The sequence below is a fragment of the Reyranella sp. genome, assembly GCF_965249915.1.
GTDB lineage: Bacteria > Pseudomonadota > Alphaproteobacteria > Reyranellales > Reyranellaceae > Reyranella.
Genome location: NZ_OZ252257.1, coordinates 2,142,897 through 2,163,927, shown reverse-complemented (window position 1 = coordinate 2,163,927; position 21,031 = coordinate 2,142,897). Strand labels below are relative to the sequence as shown.

Below are 21,031 nucleotides of genomic sequence, written 5' to 3'. Positions count from 1 at the left end.
AATTCTGCCTCGTACAGCAAGTGACAGTCGATTGCCGACCCGAAAGTAAGTCGAAATTGTGTTGATCTTGCGTCGCTAACGTCGCAGCGGCCTTCTTGTTTCGGACTATATGCAAGTCCACCGTGATAAACCAAATCAGACAGGATGGAGAGACGGCGGCATGCACAAAGGAGTGATACAAAGGTGAGATTGCCGTCAACTTCAGTCACGGCATCCGCAATGGTTGAGGGGGCAGCGGGTGAGGGCGGCACCGGCCGCTCCGGACCTGAAGGAGGTGCCGAGCTCGAGCTCGATTTTCGGCCTGATGCTGCGTCGCACGGCTGGTTGTTGGTGCATTTTCGAACGACATTGTATGGCTCGGCTGCCCGCCCGGTGATCCGCTTCGAGCGCGAAGGGGCGGAGACCCAGGCGCCCATGCCGGCCGCCCTGTTCGGACTCGGAACATGGATCGGGCCTGTTCCTGAGCAGACGCGCCGGATTTATGTTGCCCCGCCGCGGGGATGCTCCGAGACGGACTTTAGTGTCACTTCCTGCAAATTGCTTGGCTATCCGGAACTGTTGAGCCTGGCGTGGAAGCGCAGCCCGGCCAGGGCCTTGCTGGCAGCGGCGTTGGGCGCTGTTGGGCGGAGAGCCGATTCCGGTGAAATTTTGAAGAGTATATTGGGGGCCACCCCGCTCTCCCGATACCACAAATGGCGTGCCGCCAGTGAGCGGGGGCTGGATCTGGTGGGACTGGAAGCCCCCCGGGACAGTTGGCGTCTGGGACCCCACATCCGCGTGATCGTCCACGACGATAGCAACAAGGCGGCCGATGCGGTCAGGGCGACGGTTGCTTCCCTCGAGCGGCAAGCTTACCCGAATTGGTCGCTGGCCCTCGTCGGCACGGAAAATACATATCGCATCGATCGGCCGGCTATCCAGGTCGAACGGGGTGCGAAGGCCGAGCACTTGTGGAGAGGCCTTGAAAGCTCCGATCTGATTCTGCCGATCTCCGCCGGCGACACGCTGTCGGACTATGCGATGGCGGCGCTGGCCGAGTTCGCCTCCGCGCGTCCCAGCTGGTCGCTGTTCTATGCCGACGAGGACTCGATCGACGGCGGCCGACATGTCGCGCCGGAACTCAAGCCCGACTGGAGTCCGATTCGCCACCGGGCGAGGCCTTTCATTGGGCGTGCCATCTATGTACGGCGCCGGGCACTCGACGGCTTGGCACAGCTTGCACCGGCAGATGCCTTGCGGCCGTCGACTTGGAGCGCACTGTTCGCTGCAGAAGCGGGACCGGTCGGCCACATCCGGCGCGTCCTCCTGACCAAGGTGTGGAATGCCCCCGTTGAAGAGGACCGGGTCGGCGTGCCGAAGGCGCGTGCATCGGCAGCTACGGCCACGATCATCATTCCAACGCGTGATCGTGCGGATCTGTTGGCGGTGTGTCTGGCCGGCCTCGAGAAAACCACGCCCCGCAATTTCGACCTGCTGATCGTCGACAATGGCAGCAGGAAGCCAGCGACGCGAAGACTTCTCGATCGGGCGCGAGCCTATCCTTGGGTTCGCGTCCTCGAGGCCGCCGGGCCATTCAACTTTTCCGCACTCTGCAATCGTGCGGCAGAACTGGCGACCGGCGAGGTCCTCGTCTTTCTCAACAATGATACCGAGGCGATGCGACCGGACTGGCTCGTCAATCTCATCGGCTGGGCGGTGGATCCCGGCGTCGGCGCGGTAGGCGCCAAGCTCTTCTATCCGTCGGGACGCCTCCAGCATGCCGGGCTCGTGCTCGGCCTGTGCGGCTATGCGGCTCACATCGACATTGGGGCTCCTGCTGCGTATCCCGGATACCTCGGTCGCTTCACGGTCCCGCACGAGGTTTCCGCGGTGACGGGGGCTTGCCTGGCTGTCCAGAAGAGCAAATTCGACGCGGTCGGCGGCTTCGACGCGGACAGATTTCCGGTCGAACTCGGCGACGTGGACCTCTGCCTGCGATTGGCGCAGCGCGGGTGGAAGACGATCTTAACGCCCGACGCGGTCCTGACGCATAAAGAATCCGCCACCCGAGGTAGATCGAATGTAGCGAGACGCTACGCGGCGGAGAGGAAGCAGTTCCTGGCGGCATGGCAGGACGCCCTTCGCGACGATCCCTTCTTCCATCCGGCGCTGTCGCTGACCGCGCGGCGGACGAGCCTCGATCACTAGCGCGATGCGTGTCCGTCGGCCCTCCAGGTACGAGCCGCCGCGATGGCGCGGCGGGCGGCTTCGGCGCTGGATCGATTCCGCGCTCGAAACCATCCATTCCGAACTCCTCGTACCGCTGGTCGAGCACGTGATTCTCGGGCGCTTGGCTGGTGCCACGATCCGGCCAACGCTCCTCCATGTCATGGCGCGGCGGCTCGCCCTGCTCGAGTGCGGTTTCGACCGTGATTTCTATCTGCGCCAGTTTGCTGACGAGGCGCAGCGTCGGCGTGCTGCCCGTGCTCCCTTGCTCCACTATGCCCTCCTGGGGTGGCGGACGCGGCGCGCTCCCGCTCCAGCCTTCGATCCTGTCTTTTACCGGCGCCGCTACCTGGAGCGGCCACCGGGATTGGATCCGCTGTTGCACCACCTGGAGAAGCCCCCCGGTGGTGGATCTCCCCGCAACGAGGTCGAGGCGCGTTCGGACCGTTCGCCGTGGCGAGAGGGAGCGGAGGCCGTGCTGGTGTTTCATCACGGACGCGGCGGCGGCAGCAGCCACTTCCTCGATCTCTATGAGCGGGATATCGAGAAAGGAGGCCAGAATGTCCTCCGCGCGCGGACGATCCTCGAAGCCCCAACGCTGGCCGTCATTGACGATCACACGTTCGATCTTTCATCCGATCTCGATGCACTGGTAGAGTTTGCCCGGCGGCGCAGGGTAAATAGGCTTCTCGTGAATCATCTCGTCGATCGTCCGGCAGAGACGATGGGATGGCTGCGTGATCTCGGTAGGCGTCTGGGCATATCCTATGAGGTCGTCCTGCACGACTATTACATCTTGTGCCCGCGGATCGATCTGGTCACCGGAGCCGGTGTCTGTTGCGACGTCGCACCGCCCGAAACATGCGTTCGATGCGTCACTCACCATGGCGCGGAGGTGGCCGAGTTCGACCCGCTGACCTGGCGCCGCGATCACCTGGAGTTTCTCGCCGGGGCGGTCCGCATCGTTGCGCCGAGCGACGATCTTGCGACGCGAATGCGGAGCTACCTGCGGAAGCAGATCGTCGTCTGGGAACCCGAGAGCGATGCCGGGCTCCCGCCCGAGAGTGCGCCGGCCGTCAAGGCGAACGAGCCCCTGCGACTCGTCACTCTGGGGGCACTGAACGTATCGAAGGGCCTGCGCGTCATGCAGGCCCTCGCCGACGCGTCGGAGCGGGCCGGCGCACCTCTTCGGCTGTCGGTCCTCGGCCCGACTTCGGAACCGTTGCCGGCAAGCGTCAGCATCACTGGCGCCTATCGCGCCGACGATCTCGACAGGCTTCTGATCGAAGCGGCACCCCATGCGGTGCTTCTTCCGGCGATCTGGCCGGAAACATGGTCATTCGTGCTGACCGCAGCCCTGGCGCGAGGCTTGCCGGTGATCGTGTTCGACATTGGGGCACCAGCGGCACGTCTGCGCCGCCTTGGACGTGGCCACGTACTGCCGCTGGCGTTGTCAACGGACCCGGCGGGGCTTCTCGCGGCGCTTCTCCAGCTGCGCGATCGGTGGGTGGGCCGATGAGCGGCCTGCGATCGCCGAGGACCGCGAGTGACCTTCTGTTCGGACTGGTCCGGCGCGGCGGGCTGGCGGTGGCCACAGGGCATGCACTTCCGGGCTGGAAGCGGGGCCTCTGCCGGCAATATGGCCTCACGCCCGGAACCGTCGACGTCGAGCACTATGCGCGCTCTGCGGGGCGACCGTTCTCGTCCCCGGAAGACGCGGCCTTCCACTATCTGGCGGTGGGGTCCGATCGCGGCTGGTCTCCATGGCCTGGCTTTTCGCCGAACGACTATCGCCGAGCCAATCCCGATACGGTCCTGGCCGGATACGAGCCCTTTGCCCACTGGTCGAGATTTGGCCGCACCGAGGGAAGGGGCGCGGAAGCTCCTGATTCGCCGGTTCCCGAGCTTCGGCATCTGCTGGAGCAACGACCTCCGGACCGTGCTCGTGCTTCGGTGGACGTCGTCATGCCTGTCTACGGTGGGCGGGCATTGGCGCTGGCCGCGATTGGAAGCGTACTCGAAGCGGCAAACCGAGGGGCCTATGACCTGGTCGTCGTTGACGATGCCTCGCCCGATCCGCTCCTGCGAGCTGACCTGGCGACGTTGGCCGAGGCCGGTCTGATTACCTTGCTTGTGAACGAGCGCAATGTCGGCTTCGTCGGATCCGTCAATCGCGGCATGAGCCTACATCCCGACCGAGACGTGGTCCTGTTGAACTCGGACACTCGGGTCTTCGGTGACTGGCTGGATCGGTTGCTCGCGGCGCTGCGGACCGTGCGGACGGCCACGGCAACGCCGCTTTCGAACGCGGCGACGATCCTGAGCTACCCGGCGACGCTTTGCGAAAACCGCCCGGTGTCGGTGCTCGATGCCGCGCATTGGGACCGCCTGTGTGCCGCCATCGATGCCCCGGTCGTGGAAATTCCCACCGCCATTGGCTTCTGCATGGCGGTGAGCCGCACCTGCCTCGATCAGATCGGCACTTTTGACCAGGAGCGTTTTGGTCGTGGCTATGGTGAGGAAAACGACTTCTGTCTTCGGGCAACGGCGGCCGGGTGGCGTCACGTCGCGGCGCCAGGTATCTTCGTCTGGCATCGCGGTGGCAACTCGTTCGGCGAGAAGCGCGGCGAGCTCATCGCCGCCGCTCAGGCCACCCTTGAGGCGCTCCATCCGGGTTATGCCGCCTCGGTGGGGCGCTTCATTCGACGGGATCCGCTGGAACCTGTGAGGAGAGCGCTCGATATCGCGAGAATTCGTGCCGATCCCCGGCACAAGCGGCTCTGTTTGGGGCCGCCCGTCGCGCCACCGGCGGACGTGCTCGACGTCGAACTCGTGCCCGACCTGCCACCCTATGCGGGGCAATACCGTCTGGTGCCGAGGGGATTTGGCGCCGTTCCCAACCTACCCCGCTTGGAACGGTCGACGACGACGGCCGTCCTGGCGTCCATGTTCAAGGAACTCGGCATCCAGGAGTTCGGTGGGGGAATGGCGGGAGCCGCATTTTACAGATGGAATGGACGTGTTCGTCGGGCGTTGGAAATGAACGGCATCAGCTGAGCAACCACCTCCCATAGTGTTGCGCGCGTGCCACAGTTGGCGACAGACGAGCTGCGATAACCATACTGTGCCCTCAACCGAAGGCGGTGTTCGTGATATCGTACTTTCAGCGGCCCTCTACATTCGACGTAAACGTTGGGGAGATAGATGAAGAAAGCTGGTTTGGCCCTTCTGGGCTTTGGTTTGTTGCTGCCGAACGTTGCGGGCGCCCAGGCCATCAACGCTCAAGAGGGCTTCTACATCGGTGCTGGCGGCGGAGCCGCCTGGTTCATCGGTTCCAATTCCAACATCCAGACCTGGACGGGCTGGGCCGTAGGCGGCAAGGCCGGTTACGACTTCGTCGGTCCGCGCGTCGAACTGGAGGTCAGCTACGGCCAGATCCCGACGTCGGCCAACATCCCGGGCACGGCGATCAACGGCAAGGTCGGCCAGCTCAACGTGATGGCGAACGTGCTGTACGATTTCATGCCGACCTCGGTGATCACCCCGTATATCGGCGCCGGTGCTGGCGTCGCGTTTATCGACAGCAATTCTTCGCTGGGCAGCACGCAGTTCGCCTATCAGGGCATGGTGGGCGTTGCCTACAATGTGACTGAGCAACTCCGCTTCCTGATCGAAGGCCGGTACGTCGGCACGACGGCGCCGAGCGTGAACACGCCGTTCGGCAATGTGACCTTCCAGAACAACAATATCCTCGCGCTGGCAGGCGTGACCTACAAGTTCGCCGCGGCACCGGCTGCTCCGCCGCCGCCGCCGCCGGTCGTTGCGCCGCCGTCGTTCATGGTGTTCTTCGACTGGGATCGCGCGAACCTGTCGGCTCAGGCTCTGACCACGATCAAGCAGGCTGCCGGCGCCTACAAGGCGAAGGGTAACGCCCGCATCACGGCGACCGGTCACACCGACACGTCGGGCGCGCCAGCCTACAACATGGCGCTGTCGCTGCGTCGTGCGAACGCCGTCAAGGACGCCCTGGTTCGCGAAGGCGTGCCGGCGACCGCGATCGCGGTGGTTGGCCGTGGCGAGCAGGGCCTGCTGGTCCAGACCGGCCCGAACGTCCGCGAGCCGCAGAACCGTCGCGTCGAAATCGTTATCCAGTAAGCTGGACGACCCGAAACAGGAAAGGGCGGCCCGATGGGCCGCCTTTTTCTTTGCTCAAAGCTCGCGAAGCGCAGCGGCGACAACGGTGAGGTGGCGCTCCCAAGTCGCCCGCAACCAAGATCCACAGCGCGTGCAAGGTGACCGGCCAAGGCGCGGCGGTCGATACTCAAGGCGGGAGGCCACGTCGCACAGTTGATTGGCTAGCGGGCATTATCGCGGACTACCTCGCAGACAGTCGAAAGGCTGGTTCGCGCAGGACCTGTCCGCCCACCGAAATCAGTCGTCTCAGGGCCTTCCTGAGGGGAGCAGGATCACGGCATGATTGGCGCCGGATATCGACACATCACAAGTCAACGGGGACCAAACCATGCAGCGGCTGAAATTCGGCGCCTTCCTCGCCCCGCACCATCCGATCGGCGAGAATCCCATGCTGCAGTTCCGGCGCGATCTCGATCTCGTCGAGCAACTCGACGGGCTGGGCTACGACGAATTCTGGTGCGGCGAACATCACTCCAGCGGCTGGGAGATGATTGCCTCGCCCGAGATGTTCCTGGCGGCGGCCGGCGAGCGTAGCAAGCGCATCAAACTCGGCACCGGCGTGATCTCGCTGCCCTACCACCACCCCTACAACGTCGCCCAGCGCATGGTGCAGCTCGATCACATGACCGGCGGCCGCGCGATCTTCGGTTCCGGACCCGGCGCGCTCGCGTCCGACGCGCACACGCTCGGCATCGACCCGATGCTCCAGCGCGACCGCCAGGACCATGCCATTGGCATCATCCGCCGCCTTTTCAAGGGCGAGAGGGTGACCGACAAGACCGACTGGTACACGATGCAGGATGCGGCCCTGCAGCTCCTGCCGCTGCAGGAGGACATGCCGTTCGTGGTGGCCTCGCAGGTCAGCCCCTCGGGCATGACCCTGGCGGGCAAGCACGGTATCGGCATCATCTCGATCGGCTCGATGTCCAACGAGGGGCTGTTGGCGCTGCCGACGCAGTGGAAATTCGCGGAGGACGCCGCGAAGAAGCACGGCCAGACGGTCGACCGGAAGAACTGGCGCGTCCTGCTGAGCTGGCATGTCGCGGAAACGCGGGAGAAGGCGCGTGAGGAGGCCCGTCACGGGCTGATGAGGTGGCATAACGAGTACATCGTCGGCACCTTGCAGCGCCCGGGTGCGGCGCCCTTCACCGATCCGGACGATGCGGTCGACAAGACGGCGTTCACGCCGGGTTCCGCCGCTACGATCGGTACGCCCGACGACCTGGTGAAGGTCATCAAGGACGTCTATGCGAAGAGCGGCGGCTTCGGTACGGTCGTGGGCTTCGTCCACGATTGGGCCAACCCGGAGAACACGCGCCGCAGCTGGGACATGGTCGCACGCTATGTCATTCCCGAGATCAACGGCTACGTGACCAAGCTGCGCGAATCGCAGAAGTTCCTGATCGAGAATCGCGGGGTATTCGAACGCGCGCAACAGGCGATCATGGCGAAGATCATGCAGACCGACGGCGGCGCCGAAGCCCTCAAGGCCACCAAGGCCCCGCGCTTTGCAGCCGCATCGGCGGCGGTGCCGGACTTCGAGAAGGAAAATGCCCGCTGAGGGCATGATGAGGTGGCGCCGGAAGGCGCCGCCTCAGTTCTGCTGCTGCCGCCAGACGATGATCGAACTCATCGTGTAGTTGAACGTGGCGCCGACGACGACTCCGGCGATGCCCGCGATCCACCAGCTCTCGTTCGAGTCGAACAGCCACGACGCCACGCCGATGTTGGCCAGCGCTCCCACGCCGCAGACGACGTAGAACTTCAGGAGCCCGGCCAGTGCCGCCGTGCCCCGCAGCTTCATGTCGCTGTAGGTAAGCAGGTTGTTCACATGGAAGTTCGACGTCATGGCGGCGACGGTTGCCATCGACTGTGCCGTGTCGAAGCCGCAGCCGGCGAGCAGGCCCAGTCGCAGCGCGATAAGGTGAACGGCGATACCGGTGGTACCAACGATCATGAAGAACACGAAGCGGACCGGCACGGTCCCGCCCGTCACGCGGTGCAGCAGGAGGCCGAGGAAGTCGAGAATCGCGCGCGCGTCGAACTTCGACCGGCCTTCCTGGCGCGATCGGAAGCGATAGGCGACCTCGGCCACGCGCACCTGGTTACGGGTGGTGGCGAGGATATCCAGAAGGATCTTGAAGCCCGACGGCACGAGCCGCGGCGCAGCAGACTCGAAGACTTCGCGTTTCAGGGCAAAGAACCCGCTCATCGGATCGCAGACCTGCCGGCCGATGAAGCAGTTGGCGAGGTGGGTCGCAACGCGGCTGGCGAAAGCGCGCCCGGCGGAGTAGCCACCCTCGGTGCTGCCATCGCCAACGAAGCGGCTTCCGATCACGATCTCGGCCTGGTCGTTCTGCAGCATGGCCACCATGGCGGGCAACACCGTCTCGTCGTGCTGCAGATCGGCATCCATCACCGCGACGTAGGCGGCGGCGGAACTGAGGGCGCCCTCGATACAGGCGCCCGCGAGGCCGCGCCGGCCCACTCTGCGGATACAGCGAACACGCGCATCGTCCTGCGCGAGCTGCTTGGCCACTTTCCAGGTCCCGTCAGGGCTGTCGTCGTCGACGAAGACGACTTCCCACGGAATGCCGATCATCGCTTTATCGAGCTGGTCCACAAGCCGCAGAAGATTCTGCGATTCGTTGAAGGTCGGAACGACGATCGAGACTGTCGGGGAGGGCATTGGCATCCACCGTCAGTATATTGTCCCGACCGGCATGATCCCAACAGGATTGAGAGCGGTCGGCTGCAGTGTCATGCTGGCCGCCAGATTTCGACCGGCGGCAAACTTCATCGGCTGTGTACAGGTGCCCGTGCCGGACCGGCGGGCAGGACAACTCGCGCACACCATCCACAATCGGGTTAAAAGGGACGAGCCGATCAACTCGACACGGCTGTCGCATTCAACGTTGCAGGAAAAGTGTCGGAAGAGGGAGAGACGAAGTGAAGATTTGCTATTTCAACGACTACCGGCTCGGCGTCATCAAGGGCGACCAGGTCGTCGACGTGACCGACTCCGTGAAGGACATTCCGCATCTCGACTCGCGGGACCTGATCATCGGGCTGATTGCACGCTGGGACGCCTACAAGGCCAAGGTCGAGAAGGCCGCCGCCGAGGGCAAGGGAGTGCCTGTGTCCGGCGTGAAGCTGCGTCCTCCCGTGCCAAAGCCGGGCAACATCGTCTGCATGGCCGTGAACTACATGGAAGACGGCACGCTGCCGGAGAAGCCGGCCATCAACGCCTTCCACAAGGCGGCGACCGCGGTGATCGGTGACGGCGACACGATGGTCCTGCCGGACGCGCCGGCCACGATCTTCGAGGGCGAGGCGGAGATGGCGCTGGTCATCGGCAAGCGCGCCACGCGCGTCGCGCAGGCCGACGCCTTCAAGCACATCTTCGGTTACACCTGCTTCATCGACGGTTCGGCCCGCGGCCTGCCGCCGCCGGGCAACGTCTTCTTCCAGATGAAGTCGCGCGACACGTTCGCCCCGATCGGCCCTTGCATCGTCACCGCCGACGAGATCGCCGATCCGCAGAACCTCGACATCACGCTGACCAACAACGGCACGGTGATGCAGAAGTTCAACACTTCCGACATGGCGCACCACATCCCGCGCATCATCGAGTGGGTGAGCTCGATCCACACCCTCGAGCCAGGCGACATCGTCGCCACCGGCACCAACCATCGTGGCCTCCACTCCTTCATGGACGGGGACAAGATCGAGCTGACCGTCGAGAAGATCGGCACGCTGAAGTTCAGCGTGAAGGATGAGCTGAAGCGCACGTGGGCGCGCACGACCCGTCTCCAGCACAAGGAGAAGGGCGGCGAGGGGCCGCACACTCCCCAGCTGACCGGCAAGTACGCAAAGCAGTAACTCGTGCGGGGGCGCACCGTGTCGGCGGTGCGCCCATCGCTATCGAAAGGGAAGCGGTGACTCGATCAATTCAGGTGCCGGCCGGACTTTTCGACAGCCGGGACTACGGCTTCGCCCAAGTAACGCTGACGCGAACTCCTGTCGGTCTGGCCGTGCATGTGTCGGGGCAAGTTGCCTGGGACGCCGATCGGAATGTCGTCGGCCGTGACGATATCGGCCGTCAGCTCGAGAAGAGCCTCGAGAATCTGGCGGCCGCATTGGCATCGGTCGGCGCCAGTCTCGATCAGGTCGGTGCATTGCGCCTCTATATCAAGCAGAGCCACATGCACGAGGGTAAGGCTATCACGCGTGCTCTGAAGGCGACGTTTGGCGACAATCCACCGTGCGCGACATGGATCGGCGTCCCGTCGCTTGCCGACGACGCGTTTCTTATCGAGGTCGAACCCTCTACGGTATTTCTGGCGCTTCGATGACAAGGAAAGGGCGCCGCGGTTTCCCGCGACGCCCCTTCGAGACAGCAGGCTGCTACCTGCTTAGTGGGTGAGAGCCGCCTGGCCGTTGCCCGCCTGGACGGGGATCGCGCGGGGCTTCTTCTCCTCCGGGATCTCGCGCTGCAGCTCGATCGTAAGCAGGCCGTTGGCGAGCTTCGCGCCCGTGACCTTGACATGGTCGGCGAGCTGGAAGCGGCGCTCGAAGTTGCGGCCGGCGATGCCACGATAGAGATACTGCTTCTCTTCCTGACCCTCGGTCGGCGCGGCCTGACCGGTGACAAGAAGCTCGTTCTCCTTCTGGGTCACGTTCAGCTCGGCTTCGGCAAAGCCCGCGACCGCCATCACGATCCGGTAGGCGTTATCGCCGGCCTTCTCGATATTGTACGGGGGGTAGCCGTTGGCGCCGGACTGATTGGCCACCGAGTCGAGCAGGTCGAAAACTCGGTCGAAACCGACGGTGGCACGATAGAACGGTGAATAGTCGACAGTACGCATTTGATCATCCTCTCTTGAGCGATGTTGGACGTTCCCGCCCCGGATGGGCGCGGCGAACGACGGTGATTTGGGGAGGGAAGGGACGGCTTCAAGGGCGAAAGAAATTTCCTTTGGAGGGCCTTGAACAGCAGGAAATGCTCCCTTCGGAATAACCTTCGGAAATTCAACTCATGGCCAATGTGCGAGATATCGCCAAATCAAAGGCGGTAAGCGCATGTCCAAGTTCATCCCCCGTTCCGAAGCTGCTTTGTGGGTCCTGTCGATCTCCCAGGCCGCCGGCATGCTCGCCCTCAATATCGCTTTGCGCGTGGGCGTGTCGTGAGGCACCTGCCGCTCTTTTTCGATTTGGTCGGCCGTCAGGTCGCGGTGGTGGGCGATGGCGCCAAGGCGGATCTGCGCGCCAACCTGGCCCGCTCCGCCGGTGCCGAGGTCCGCAGGCTCAACGCCGGTTCGGTCACGGCGGCGGATTTCCAGGGCGCGGTAGCAGTCTTCGTCGCCACCGACGATGAGGCGGCAGACGCTGCGGTCCACCGGGTCGCGAAGACCGCGGGGGTGCCGGTCAATGTGGCGGACCGGCCTGCGCTTTGCGACTTCATCATGCCTGCCATTGTCGATCGCGAGGGCGTGGTCGTGGCGATCTCGACCGGCGGCGCGTCGCCCACGCTGGCGACTGTGCTGCGGGGGCGGATCGAGGCGGCGTTGCCGGAGCGGCTGGGCGCGCTGATACGCCTCGTTACGACATTCCGGGCCCAGATCAATGCGCTGATCACCGCGCCCTCCGGCCGGCGCATTTTCTTGAGGCGACTGGTCGAGGGACCGGCCGCACGGCTTGCCCTGGCGGGTGACGAGGCCGGGGCCCGACGGGTTGCACTCGGCGAACTGGACGCCGCGCGGCGGCAACTCTCGCCGGCCGGCATTGCGCATATCGTTGGCGCCGGGCCGGGCGATCCAGACTTGCTGACCCTGAAGGCGGCGCAGCTCCTCCAGGAGGCCGACGCCATCCTGCACGATGATCTCGTGCCGCCGGCCGTCCTGGCGCGCGCGAGGCGCGACGCCGAAATCGTTTCCGTGGGCAAGCGCAAGGGGCGCCCGAGTTGGGCGCAAGCCGATATCGACGCGGAGCTGGTACGTCGCGTGCGCGCCGGCCAGACGGTGGTTCGGCTGAAGGCCGGCGACCCGTTCGTCTTCGGTCGCGGCGGCGAGGAGGTCGATGCCTTGCGGACCGCAGGGCTGCCCTGGACTGTCGTACCCGGTATCACCGCGGCACTGGGCTGCGCGGCCTCGGCCTGTATTCCTCTCACTCATCGCCGACATGCTTCGGCCGTGACCTTCGTCAGCGGACACGGGGCCAAGGACGGCAAGCAGCCCGCCTGGGCCTCGCTCGTCGGTGATGGCCATACGCTGGCGATCTACATGGGCGCTTCCGAGGCTTCGACCGTGCGCGATCGCCTGATGGCCGCGGGCGCGGGTCCCTCCACGCCGGTCGCGATCGTGGAGAACGGCACGCGCCCGGGCCAACGGGTCTCGACCGGCCGGCTGAGCGACCTTGCGCGGCTCGCCGCTTCCCACTCCCAGGGCATGGCGGCTGGTCCCAGTCTCATCATCGTGGGCGATGTCGCGGCCTACGCCGCCCTGTCCGAAGACCTGCCGCTCGCAAAGGTGTCCTGATGGCCAAGAATCTGAGTGGCGACCTCCAGGTCGCCTCGGCGAACCGGTTGGTCGACGGCACGGTTGTCTGGCTCGACGAGGCGGGCCAATGGACCGATCGCCTCGAGCACGCGGCCATCGCTCGCGACAAGCGCAACGCCGAAATCCTTCTAGAGCGCGCCCGCGCCGAGGCCTCCAGCGTGATCGATCCGTTCCTCGTCGCAGTGACGGAGGACGACGAGGCTACGATCGAGCCGCTATCGCTTCGCGAGAAGATCCGTGCCTCGGGCCTCACCTTCGAGGCCATCGCGGCCGATGCGGTGCGTTATGCCTGATACTCATTTCTACCAGTACGACGACTACGACCGGACTCTGGTCTCCGAGCGCGTCAACCAGTTCCGCGATCAGGTGCGGCGCCGGCTGGCGGGTGAGTTGACCGAGGAGCAGTTCAAGCCGTTGCGCCTGCACAACGGCCTTTACCTGCAGCTGCACGCCTACATGCTGCGGATCGCGATCCCCTACGGCACGCTGTCGTCGCGACAGCTTCGCAAGCTAGCCGACATCTCGCGCAAGTACGATCGCGGCTACGGCCACTTCACGACACGCCAGAACCTGCAGCTCAACTGGATCAAGCTCGAGGACGCGCCGGACGCACTGGCGGCTCTGGCCGAGGTCGACATGCATGCGATGCAGACGTCGGGCAACTGCATCCGCAACGTGACCGCCGACCACTATGCCGGCGCGGCGATCGACGAGATCGAGGATCCGCGCATCTGGGCCGAGATCGTGCGCCAATGGTCGACGCTCCATCCCGAGTTCACCTTCCTGCCGCGCAAGTTCAAGATCGCCATCACCGGCTCGCCGAACGACCGCGCGGCGGTGCGCGTGCACGACATCGGCTTGCGTCTGTGGCGAAACGAGCAGGGCGACGTCGGCTTCGAGGTGATCGTGGGCGGTGGCCTTGGGCGCACGCCGATGATCGGCAAGACGCTGCGGGAGTTCCTTCCCAGGGACGAGCTGCTCGCGTATCTCGAATCGACCCTGCGGGTCTATAATCGCTATGGCCGCCGCGACAATCTCTACAAGGCCCGGATCAAGATCCTCGTGCACGAGGTCGGTGTCGAGAAGATGCGCGAGGAGGTCGAGGCAGAATATGCCGCGAACCGCGACGGTGCCCTCAAGCTGCCCACGGCCACGATCGAGGCGATTACCCGCCAGTTCGCGCCGCCCGTGCTCCCGCCGAAGCCTGTCATGTCGCCTCTCGTTGAGGCCCAGCGGCTGGAGGATCCAGACTTCGCGCTGTGGCTGAAGTCCAACGTCGCGCCGCATCGCGTCCCGGGCTACGCCATCGTGACCGCCTCGCTGAAGCCCGCGGGCTCACCGCCGGGCGACGCCAGCGCGGCTCAGATGGAGGGGGTCGCAGACATCGCCGAGGCGTACAGCCAGGCCGAGTTGCGGGTCAGCCACGAGCAGAACCTGATCTTCCCCCATGTCGCGGTGGAGGACCTGCCGCGGGTCTACCGGGAACTGGCGGTGCTGGGCTTCGCGGAAGCCAATGTCGGCAAGATCACCGACATCATTGCCTGCCCGGGTCTCGACTACTGCGCGCTGGCCAATGCGCGTTCCATCCCCGTGGCGCAGCGGATCTCCAATCATTTCGCGAACCTCGCGCGTCAGCACGATATCGGTGACCTGAAGATCAAGATCTCGGGGTGCATCAACGCCTGCGGCCATCACCATGTCGGCCATATCGGCATTCTCGGCGTCGACAAGAACGGCGTCGAACTCTACCAGATCAGCCTCGGTGGCGACGTCGATTTCGGCAGGACCGCGATCGGCGCAATCCTTGGACCTGCCGTGGCGGCGGACAAGGTCGTCGAGACCGTAGACTCGATCGTGGCGACCTATCTCGATGCCCGCCAGCCGGGCGAACGCTTCGTCGACACCTACCGGCGCATCGGCGCGCAGCCCTTCAAGGAGAATGTCTATGGCGCTCTATAGCGAAGCGGGTCTGCCCGCGTCCTACGTTGCTCTGCCCTTCGCCGAGTGGCTGGCGCGGCCCGAATGGCCGGCCGTGTCCCTCGCGAACACCGATCCCGTGGAGGACCTCGCGCCGCATCTCGGTCGCCTGCGCCTGATCATCCTCGACTTTCCGAAGTTCAGTGACGGCCGTGCCTACAGCCAAGCCCGGTTGCTGCGCGGGCGGATGGGCTATCGCGGTGAACTGAGGGCGACGGGCGGCGTGCTGCAGGACCAGATCGCGTTCATGCTGCGCTGCGGCTTCGATTCCTTCGAAAGCGAGCAGAAGGGCTTCGGCGAAGCCCTGGCCAAGGCGCGCACCCTGTTCAGCGTTGTGTACCAGCCCGCCGAGGACGATCAGGTCCCGGCTGCGCTTCGCCGGCTCGAGCACGGCAACGCTGCGGCGTCCTGATCAAGGCTCACCTTCCGGTTGGGCTTCCAGCCACTTCAGGCCTTCTTCGGCCGTGGCGAAAATCTGCGCCTGACCGGTGAACTTGCCAAGATTGACGTAGCGCTTGGCGAGCTCTGCCCCATGGGTGGGCCGGGGTACCAGCGCGAGAGGCCCCCGCTTCGCGAGGGTTGCATAGGCTGCGGCCCGTGCGGCGAGCATCATCACATCGTGATCGTCGTAGGTCCCGTCGCCCCGGCTGCCATCGAACAGCTTGCGATAGGTGAGGGCGTTCTGCGCGACGACCGCGTCGGTAAAAGCCTCGATGTCCTTGAGAGCGATGACCCCCACCACCCGGGCTTGGACGAGGCGCTTGTCGTGATCGATCGTGTACTCGATGGGCATGGCCGGACTTTAAGCAAACTCCGCGCTGGACGTCGAGGCGTTTGGCGGTGTTTGCAACCCACGATAAGCTTACTGCAATAGCCGGAGTCACACTGGCCGGTATCCCACCGGATGATGTGGACCGACGCCGAAATGGATCGCATCATCGAACCGGGCGGACATCCGCGAACGACGCTGATCACGAGAAGGCGCCTTCAGGGAGGACCAGCGCCCCATGCCTGATGAGACGCTGCTGATCGCCGCCGCGCACAAGGGGCTGGACGTCCCGCCGTGACTTGGGAATTGTGGGCCATGACCACGATCTACGGCATCAAGAACTGCGACACGATGAAGAAGGCGCGCGCCTGGCTGGACGGGAAGGGCATCGCCTACGATTTCCATGACTACAAGATGGCGGGAATCGAGCGCGGCCGTCTCGAAGGCTGGGCCCGCCAGGTCGGCTGGGAGACGCTGCTGAACCGTGCCGGCACGACCTTCCGCAAGCTGCCCGCCGAGGACAAGGAGGGGCTGACCGAAAGGAAGGCGATCGCGCTGATGATCGCACAGCCGTCGATGATCAAGCGACCGGTGCTCGAGGCCGGCGGCAAGCTGCTGGTCGGCTTCAAACCGGATCAGTACGAGACGCTTGCCTAGACGGGAAGCGCCGCAAGCACGACGCCAATTGCCCCGCCTCAAACATTGCCGTCGCCGCGCGGTCCGTTGCGGCCGCTGACCGCCATTGGCGAGCCAGGGCTCTCATAGGGCCCGAAATCGTTCTAGAGCCAGATCGCTTCGGCATTGATCGCGGCAAGATCCGCGGCCAGGTGACCGAGCTGGGCATCCTCGTCGACGCTCACCCGCCGAATGTCCGAGGCGCGGTAGATGGTTATAAAATTAAGTTATTTCAACAAGTTACATGATTGATTTGACGCATTTCGGGAAATGAGGGAAGATCACGCCATAAGGCCTTTAACAGGCTATCTATTTGATTTTTGAGTGGCCGAAACGGCCGTGTCCTCACTTTTCGAGGTCTGATGATGAAAACCCTCTCTGTCGCACTTGTTGCCCTTCCTCTTGCCCTGTCGCTTTCCGCCTGCGGAGATACCTGGGGTGAACGCGCCGTGACCGGTGGCGGCATCGGTGCGGGCACCGGCCTTGCGGTGGGCGCCATCGCGGGTTGGCCGCTGGTTGCCCCGGTCCTGGTCGGAACGGCGGTCGGCGCCGGCATCGGCGCGGCCACCACGCCAAAGAAATAGCGTCAGCCCAGCAGAAGCTTGAGTTTGCGCTCGAAGACGCTCAGCACGTCTTCGAGCGTTTCTCCGTGCGCGAGCTTGCGCGGACCATTGTAGACCATGTAACTGCCGCCGCCGCCGCCCGGGACTTTGGCGATGGCGTACAGAGGTTGCTCTGCCGTGTGGCGAAAGATCGAGAAGATCGCCATGCCGGGCCGGAAGTCGATGGCATAGTCGCGCCACTCTCCGGATGCCACACGCATGCTGTACAAACCGAGAAGTCGCGACAATTCACGTTTGTCGAACGAGACGATTCGGCGCCGGGCCCGCTGATCGGCCAAACGGTACAGGTTGCTCATGCCGTCGCGATTTCGAACATGTCAGTTGTATGAATTCTTGCAGAACCGCCGATGGGGGTAAAGCACGTTGCAACCCCATTCGCTTGTTTGCCAAAGACGGGGTGGGGGGGTATGAACCGCCGCTGAAGCTGTTGATATTCCGCGATATTCCGGGAGCACTCCGTGTCCGAGTCCGCCGCGTTCCACGAAATAGACGAGGCCGTCCGCAAGGACGAGATGAAGGAGTGGTGGAGTCGCTACGGGACGCTGATCGTGGTGGTCGCCGTCGGGCTGGTGGTCGCCGTAACGGCCTTCGTGGGCTGGCGGCAGTATGATCAGGCGCAGCGCGCCGCCGCCAGTGCCACTTATTCGGCGGCGCTGGCCCAGATTGCGACGGATCCGGCGGCAGCCCGCACCGAGCTGGAAAAGCAGGCAGCGAATGCCGTTCAACCCTACCGGTCTCTGGCGGCCCTCACGGCGGCGCAGCTCCGGGCAACTCTGGAGGAGCAGGTGACGGCGCTCGCGACCGTGGCGCCCAGCCTGTCGGCGAGCGAGCTCAGCGACCTTGCTCTCGTCATCGCCGCCTTCAAGAGCATCGACACCCCCAAGGCCGAAGAGATGGTGGCCCGGCTCGAGCCGCTCGCCGGCCCCGATCGTCCGTTCCGGCTGAGCGCTCGCGAGTTGCAGGCCATGCTCGCCGTTCGCAAGGGCGATACCAAGCGTGCGAAGGAACTGTGGAACGAGATCGCCAAGGATCCAGCCGTGCCGCAGGGCGCATCCCAGCGTGTTTCGGCGATGTTAAATCTCTACGGCGGCGCGGAGGCGAAATAGTCCGATGTTGAGCGTAATCCGCGTGTTCGACCCCCGATTCCTTCTCGCCGCCGTCCTCCTGGTGGTCTCCCTTTCCGGTTGCGATATCCTCGAAAAGAAGAAGACGGCGCTCCCCGGCGAGCGCATCTCGGTACTGGGCGACCGAAAGGACCTCGAACCGGACAGCGACGCTGCGAACATTCCGGTGGTTCTGCCGCCGCCGACGGTGAACGAATCCTGGCCGCAGTCCGGCGGCTTCGCCAACAATGCCATGCACAATCTGGCCATCGGCGCGTCTCCGCAGATCGTCTGGACGGCCGATGTCGGAACTGGCAGCAGCTCCACTCGCATCCTGACCACGCCGCCGGTCGTCGCCGAGGGCAAGGTGTTCGCCAAGGACGCGCAGAGCACGGTGTCCGCCTTCAACGCCGATACCGGCGCACTGCTGTGGCGCGTCACGCTGGAGCCGGAGAAGGCACGGGACTCCGATGAGTTCGGCGGCGGGCTGGCCTATTACGGCGGGCGGCTGTTCGTGACCACCGGCTTCGCGACGGTCTTTTCGCTCGATCCCGCTACCGGCAAGGAGGACTGGCATTCGACCGTCAGCGCGCCGGTCCGCGGGGCTCCGCTGGTCTTCGCGGACAGGGTCTTCGTCATCGCCATCGACAACAGGCTGCACACGCTGGCGGCGGCCGATGGCTCCGACCTCTGGCAGTTCGCCGGTCTGCAGGAGACGTCGGGCTACGTCGGCGGCAACAGCCCGGCAGGCTCCGGCGACACGATCGTGGCGCCGTTCACCTCGGGCGAGCTTGCCGCGCTGCGCATCGACAACGGCCGGCCCATCTGGAACGAAACGCTGATCGGTGCGCGCGCCGACGTGCGCGCCTTCGGCAATCTCGCCGACATTCGCGGCCGTCCCGTGATCGACCGCGGTCTGGTGATCGCCATGGGCTCGGCCGGTCAGATCGCGGGCATCGACCTGCGGTCCGGCCAGCGCCAGTGGGACCGCAACATCGGCGGCAGCCAGACACCTTGGCCGGCGGGCCGCTTCCTCTTCATCGTCACCGGCAACGCCGACGTGGTGGCGATGGTCCGTGACACTGGCAAGATCCGCTGGGTCACGCCGCTCACACAGTACGAGGACAGCAAGAAACAAGTGCCGGTCCTCTGGGGTGGGCCGGTGCTCGCGGGCGACCGCCTTCTCTTGACCAGTTCGCGGGGCGACCTCGTGGTCGTCTCGCCTTATACCGGAGAGATCATGGGCAAGATCGACGTGCGCGACCGCGTGCGCCTCGGACCCGTGATTGCCAACCAGACCATTTATGTCCTCACAGATTCCGGGCGACTCATTGCCCTCCGCTGAAGAACGCTCACAATCCCAGGGGCTGCGTCGGGTCGCCATTGTCGGTCGCCCCAACGTCGGCAAGTCGACGCTCTTCAACCGTCTGGCTGGCCGTCGGCGCGCCATCGTCGACGACACGCCCGGCGTGACCCGCGACGTGCGCGAGCAGCCGGCGCAGCTCGGCGATCTCGCCTTCATGCTGCTCGATACGGCAGGGTGGGAAACCGCGGGCGGCGAAGCCCTCGAGGCACGCATGCGGCGCTTCACAGAGCGGGCGATCGACGGGTCGGACGTCGTCCTGTTCCTGATCGATGCCCGCTCCGGAATCCTGCCGCTCGACCAGAGTTTCGCCAGCTGGCTGCGCAAGCGATCGGCCAAGGTGATCCTGGTTGCCAACAAGTGCGAAGGCCGTGCCGGCGCGCAGGGGCTTGCCGAGGCGCACGGGCTGGGCCTGGGCGAGCCGATCCCGGTGTCGGCGGAGCATGGCGAGGGGCTGAGCGACCTGCACGAGGCGCTGAGCCGGTACATCGAACCGATGCCGGAAGAAGACGAATCCGGCGAGGCCGACGCGATCGATCCTGACCTCGACGACGTGCCGGAGGGGCGACCGCTGCTGCTGGCCATCGTCGGCCGGCCGAACGTGGGCAAGTCGACGCTTCTTAACCGGCTGGTCGGCGAGGAGCGGGTCCTGACCGGGCCCGAAGCTGGAATTACACGCGACTCGATCCGGGTCGAATGGGAATGGCGGGGCCGTCCCGTGCGCCTGGTCGACACGGCCGGCATGCGCCGCCGCAGCCGCATCGACGCCAAGCTGGAGGCCGCCTCGGTGGCCGATTCGCTCGACACGATCCGGCTCGCCGATGTGGTCGTGGTCGTGCTGGACGCCGCCGACATGGCCGAGAAGCAGGACCTCAACATCGCCGGCTGGGTGATCGAGGAGGGGCGCGCGCTGGTGATCGCGGTCAACAAGACCGACCTGTTGGCAGACGACCAGTCGCAGTCGTCGAAGCAGTGGCGCAAGTTGCGCGACCGGCTGGAGATGTCGTTCTCGCAGGTGAAGGACGTGGCTATCGTCGGGTTCTCGGCGCTCACCGGACGTGGCGTAGAGCGCCTTCTGCCCAAGGTCTTCGAAACGTACGAGATTTGGAACAAGCGGGTTACGACACCCAAGCTCAATCGCTGGCTGCGCGAGATGGAGACGCTGCATCCGCCGCCGCTCGCCAGCAACGGGCGCCGCATCCGCCTGCGCTTCATGACCCAGATCAAGCGCCGGCCGCCGACCTTCATCCTGTCGGTCAGCCAGCCGCAGGAGCTGGGCAACGACTATCTGCGCTTCCTGACGAACCGCCTGCGCGACGATTTCGACATGCCGGGCGTGCCGATCCGGCTCAGCATGCGCAAGCCGAAGAACCCCTTCGAAGGCCGTCGCAAGCAGCAGCGCTAGGGCTGAGCGCAGCTCAGCCGGGGCAGCGTCAGGACATTGCCTCCGGCAATGTCCGGGAGCGTTGAAGAAAGAGCGACTACAGGAAAGCCAATACCACCGGCCGCATCGCGGCCGATGGTGGAGAGGCGCCTTGCCCCGTACCGACCTGCTGCCCTAGGCT

20 protein-coding genes are annotated in these 21,031 nt (G+C 65.0%); 16 read left to right on the top strand and 4 right to left on the bottom strand.

All coding sequences use genetic code 11. The features are described 5' to 3' along the window. Nucleotides 1–219: 219 nt before the first annotated feature. The 5 genes from ACP15H_RS10775 (at nucleotide 220) to ACP15H_RS10755 (ending at nucleotide 7,960) form a co-directional block, all read left to right on the top strand. Nucleotides 220–2,187 (top strand): glycosyltransferase family 2 protein, encoded by a 1,968-nt coding sequence (locus tag ACP15H_RS10775; RefSeq protein ID WP_425066180.1) that lies wholly within the window; start codon nucleotides 220–222, stop codon nucleotides 2,185–2,187. A 4-nt stretch (nucleotides 2,188–2,191) separates the two neighbouring features. Next, nucleotides 2,192–3,724: a hypothetical protein gene (locus ACP15H_RS10770; RefSeq protein WP_425066179.1), complete on the top strand. Its 1,533-nt coding sequence runs from the start codon at nucleotides 2,192–2,194 to the stop codon at nucleotides 3,722–3,724. Beyond that, nucleotides 3,721–5,262, top strand: a complete 1,542-nt coding sequence (locus ACP15H_RS10765) for a glycosyltransferase family 2 protein (protein ID WP_425066178.1) — start codon at nucleotides 3,721–3,723, stop codon at nucleotides 5,260–5,262. The genes ACP15H_RS10770 and ACP15H_RS10765 overlap by 4 nt, the downstream gene beginning before the upstream one ends. A gap of 147 nt (nucleotides 5,263–5,409) precedes the next feature. Further along, on the top strand, nucleotides 5,410–6,360 hold the full coding sequence (locus ACP15H_RS10760) for an OmpA family protein (RefSeq protein WP_425066177.1): 951 nt from the start codon (nucleotides 5,410–5,412) through the stop codon (nucleotides 6,358–6,360). A 367-nt stretch (nucleotides 6,361–6,727) separates the two neighbouring features. Continuing rightward, nucleotides 6,728–7,960 carry an LLM class flavin-dependent oxidoreductase gene (locus tag ACP15H_RS10755; protein WP_425066176.1) on the top strand — a complete coding sequence of 411 codons (1,233 nt, stop codon included), beginning with the start codon at nucleotides 6,728–6,730 and terminating at the stop codon, nucleotides 7,958–7,960. A gap of 33 nt (nucleotides 7,961–7,993) precedes the next feature. On the opposite strand, the gene ACP15H_RS10750 is transcribed toward ACP15H_RS10755, so the two are convergent. Next, nucleotides 7,994–9,088 (bottom strand): glycosyltransferase family 2 protein, encoded by a 1,095-nt coding sequence (locus tag ACP15H_RS10750; protein WP_425066175.1) that lies wholly within the window; start codon nucleotides 9,086–9,088, stop codon nucleotides 7,994–7,996. A 260-nt stretch (nucleotides 9,089–9,348) separates the two neighbouring features. Between ACP15H_RS10750 and ACP15H_RS10745 the strand changes: the two genes are divergently transcribed. Further along, entirely contained in the window at nucleotides 9,349–10,281 is a 933-nt protein-coding gene (locus tag ACP15H_RS10745) for a fumarylacetoacetate hydrolase family protein (protein WP_425066174.1), read from the top strand. A 74-nt stretch (nucleotides 10,282–10,355) separates the two neighbouring features. Next, a complete protein-coding gene (locus ACP15H_RS10740; RefSeq protein ID WP_425066173.1) occupies nucleotides 10,356–10,754 on the top strand; it encodes a RidA family protein in 399 nt (132 codons plus the stop codon). 60 nt (nucleotides 10,755–10,814) lie between these two features. Here the strand turns inward: ACP15H_RS10740 and ACP15H_RS10735 are convergent, their stop codons facing one another. Continuing rightward, nucleotides 10,815–11,267 (bottom strand): Hsp20 family protein, encoded by a 453-nt coding sequence (locus tag ACP15H_RS10735; RefSeq protein WP_425066172.1) that lies wholly within the window; start codon nucleotides 11,265–11,267, stop codon nucleotides 10,815–10,817. A gap of 318 nt (nucleotides 11,268–11,585) precedes the next feature. Here ACP15H_RS10735 and cysG point away from each other — a divergent pair, with 318 nt between their 5' ends. Genes cysG through ACP15H_RS10715 form a run of 4 tightly spaced genes read left to right on the top strand, consistent with a single transcriptional unit; the run spans nucleotide 11,586 to nucleotide 15,345 of the window. After that, nucleotides 11,586–12,935: a siroheme synthase CysG gene (gene cysG, locus ACP15H_RS10730; RefSeq protein ID WP_425066171.1), complete on the top strand. Its 1,350-nt coding sequence runs from the start codon at nucleotides 11,586–11,588 to the stop codon at nucleotides 12,933–12,935. Then, the gene (locus tag ACP15H_RS10725; protein WP_425066170.1) at nucleotides 12,935–13,249 is read left to right on the top strand and encodes a DUF2849 domain-containing protein; all 315 of its coding nucleotides are present in this window, start codon (nucleotides 12,935–12,937) and stop codon (nucleotides 13,247–13,249) included. The genes cysG and ACP15H_RS10725 overlap by 1 nt, the downstream gene beginning before the upstream one ends. Next, on the top strand, nucleotides 13,242–14,915 hold the full coding sequence (locus tag ACP15H_RS10720; protein WP_425066169.1) for a nitrite/sulfite reductase: 1,674 nt from the start codon (nucleotides 13,242–13,244) through the stop codon (nucleotides 14,913–14,915). The genes ACP15H_RS10725 and ACP15H_RS10720 overlap by 8 nt, the downstream gene beginning before the upstream one ends. Then, entirely contained in the window at nucleotides 14,902–15,345 is a 444-nt protein-coding gene (locus ACP15H_RS10715) for a DUF934 domain-containing protein (RefSeq protein WP_425066168.1), read from the top strand. The genes ACP15H_RS10720 and ACP15H_RS10715 overlap by 14 nt, the downstream gene beginning before the upstream one ends. On the opposite strand, the gene ACP15H_RS10710 is transcribed toward ACP15H_RS10715, so the two are convergent. Next, on the bottom strand, nucleotides 15,346–15,726 hold the full coding sequence (locus tag ACP15H_RS10710) for a hypothetical protein (RefSeq protein ID WP_425066167.1): 381 nt from the start codon (nucleotides 15,724–15,726) through the stop codon (nucleotides 15,346–15,348). Nucleotides 15,727–16,017: 291 nt separating this feature from the next. Here ACP15H_RS10710 and ACP15H_RS10705 point away from each other — a divergent pair, with 291 nt between their 5' ends. Together ACP15H_RS10705 and ACP15H_RS10700 are read left to right on the top strand one after the other, a co-directional pair. Beyond that, nucleotides 16,018–16,359 (top strand): ArsC family reductase, encoded by a 342-nt coding sequence (locus ACP15H_RS10705; protein WP_425066166.1) that lies wholly within the window; start codon nucleotides 16,018–16,020, stop codon nucleotides 16,357–16,359. 380 nt (nucleotides 16,360–16,739) lie between these two features. Next, nucleotides 16,740–16,961 carry a hypothetical protein gene (locus tag ACP15H_RS10700; protein WP_425066165.1) on the top strand — a complete coding sequence of 74 codons (222 nt, stop codon included), beginning with the start codon at nucleotides 16,740–16,742 and terminating at the stop codon, nucleotides 16,959–16,961. Nucleotides 16,962–16,963: 2 nt separating this feature from the next. On the opposite strand, the gene ACP15H_RS10695 is transcribed toward ACP15H_RS10700, so the two are convergent. Continuing rightward, complete coding sequence (locus ACP15H_RS10695) at nucleotides 16,964–17,296, bottom strand: DUF2794 domain-containing protein (RefSeq protein ID WP_425066164.1); 333 nt, start codon at nucleotides 17,294–17,296, stop codon at nucleotides 16,964–16,966. Between the two features lie 162 nt (nucleotides 17,297–17,458). Between ACP15H_RS10695 and ACP15H_RS10690 the strand changes: the two genes are divergently transcribed. Genes ACP15H_RS10690 through der form a run of 3 tightly spaced genes read left to right on the top strand, consistent with a single transcriptional unit; the run spans nucleotide 17,459 to nucleotide 20,871 of the window. Continuing rightward, on the top strand, nucleotides 17,459–18,106 hold the full coding sequence (locus ACP15H_RS10690) for a tetratricopeptide repeat protein (protein WP_425066163.1): 648 nt from the start codon (nucleotides 17,459–17,461) through the stop codon (nucleotides 18,104–18,106). A 22-nt stretch (nucleotides 18,107–18,128) separates the two neighbouring features. Further along, entirely contained in the window at nucleotides 18,129–19,448 is a 1,320-nt protein-coding gene (locus ACP15H_RS10685) for a PQQ-binding-like beta-propeller repeat protein (protein WP_425066162.1), read from the top strand. Next, on the top strand, nucleotides 19,435–20,871 hold the full coding sequence (gene der / locus ACP15H_RS10680) for a ribosome biogenesis GTPase Der (RefSeq protein WP_425066161.1): 1,437 nt from the start codon (nucleotides 19,435–19,437) through the stop codon (nucleotides 20,869–20,871). The genes ACP15H_RS10685 and der overlap by 14 nt, the downstream gene beginning before the upstream one ends. Nucleotides 20,872–21,031 lie beyond the last annotated feature (160 nt).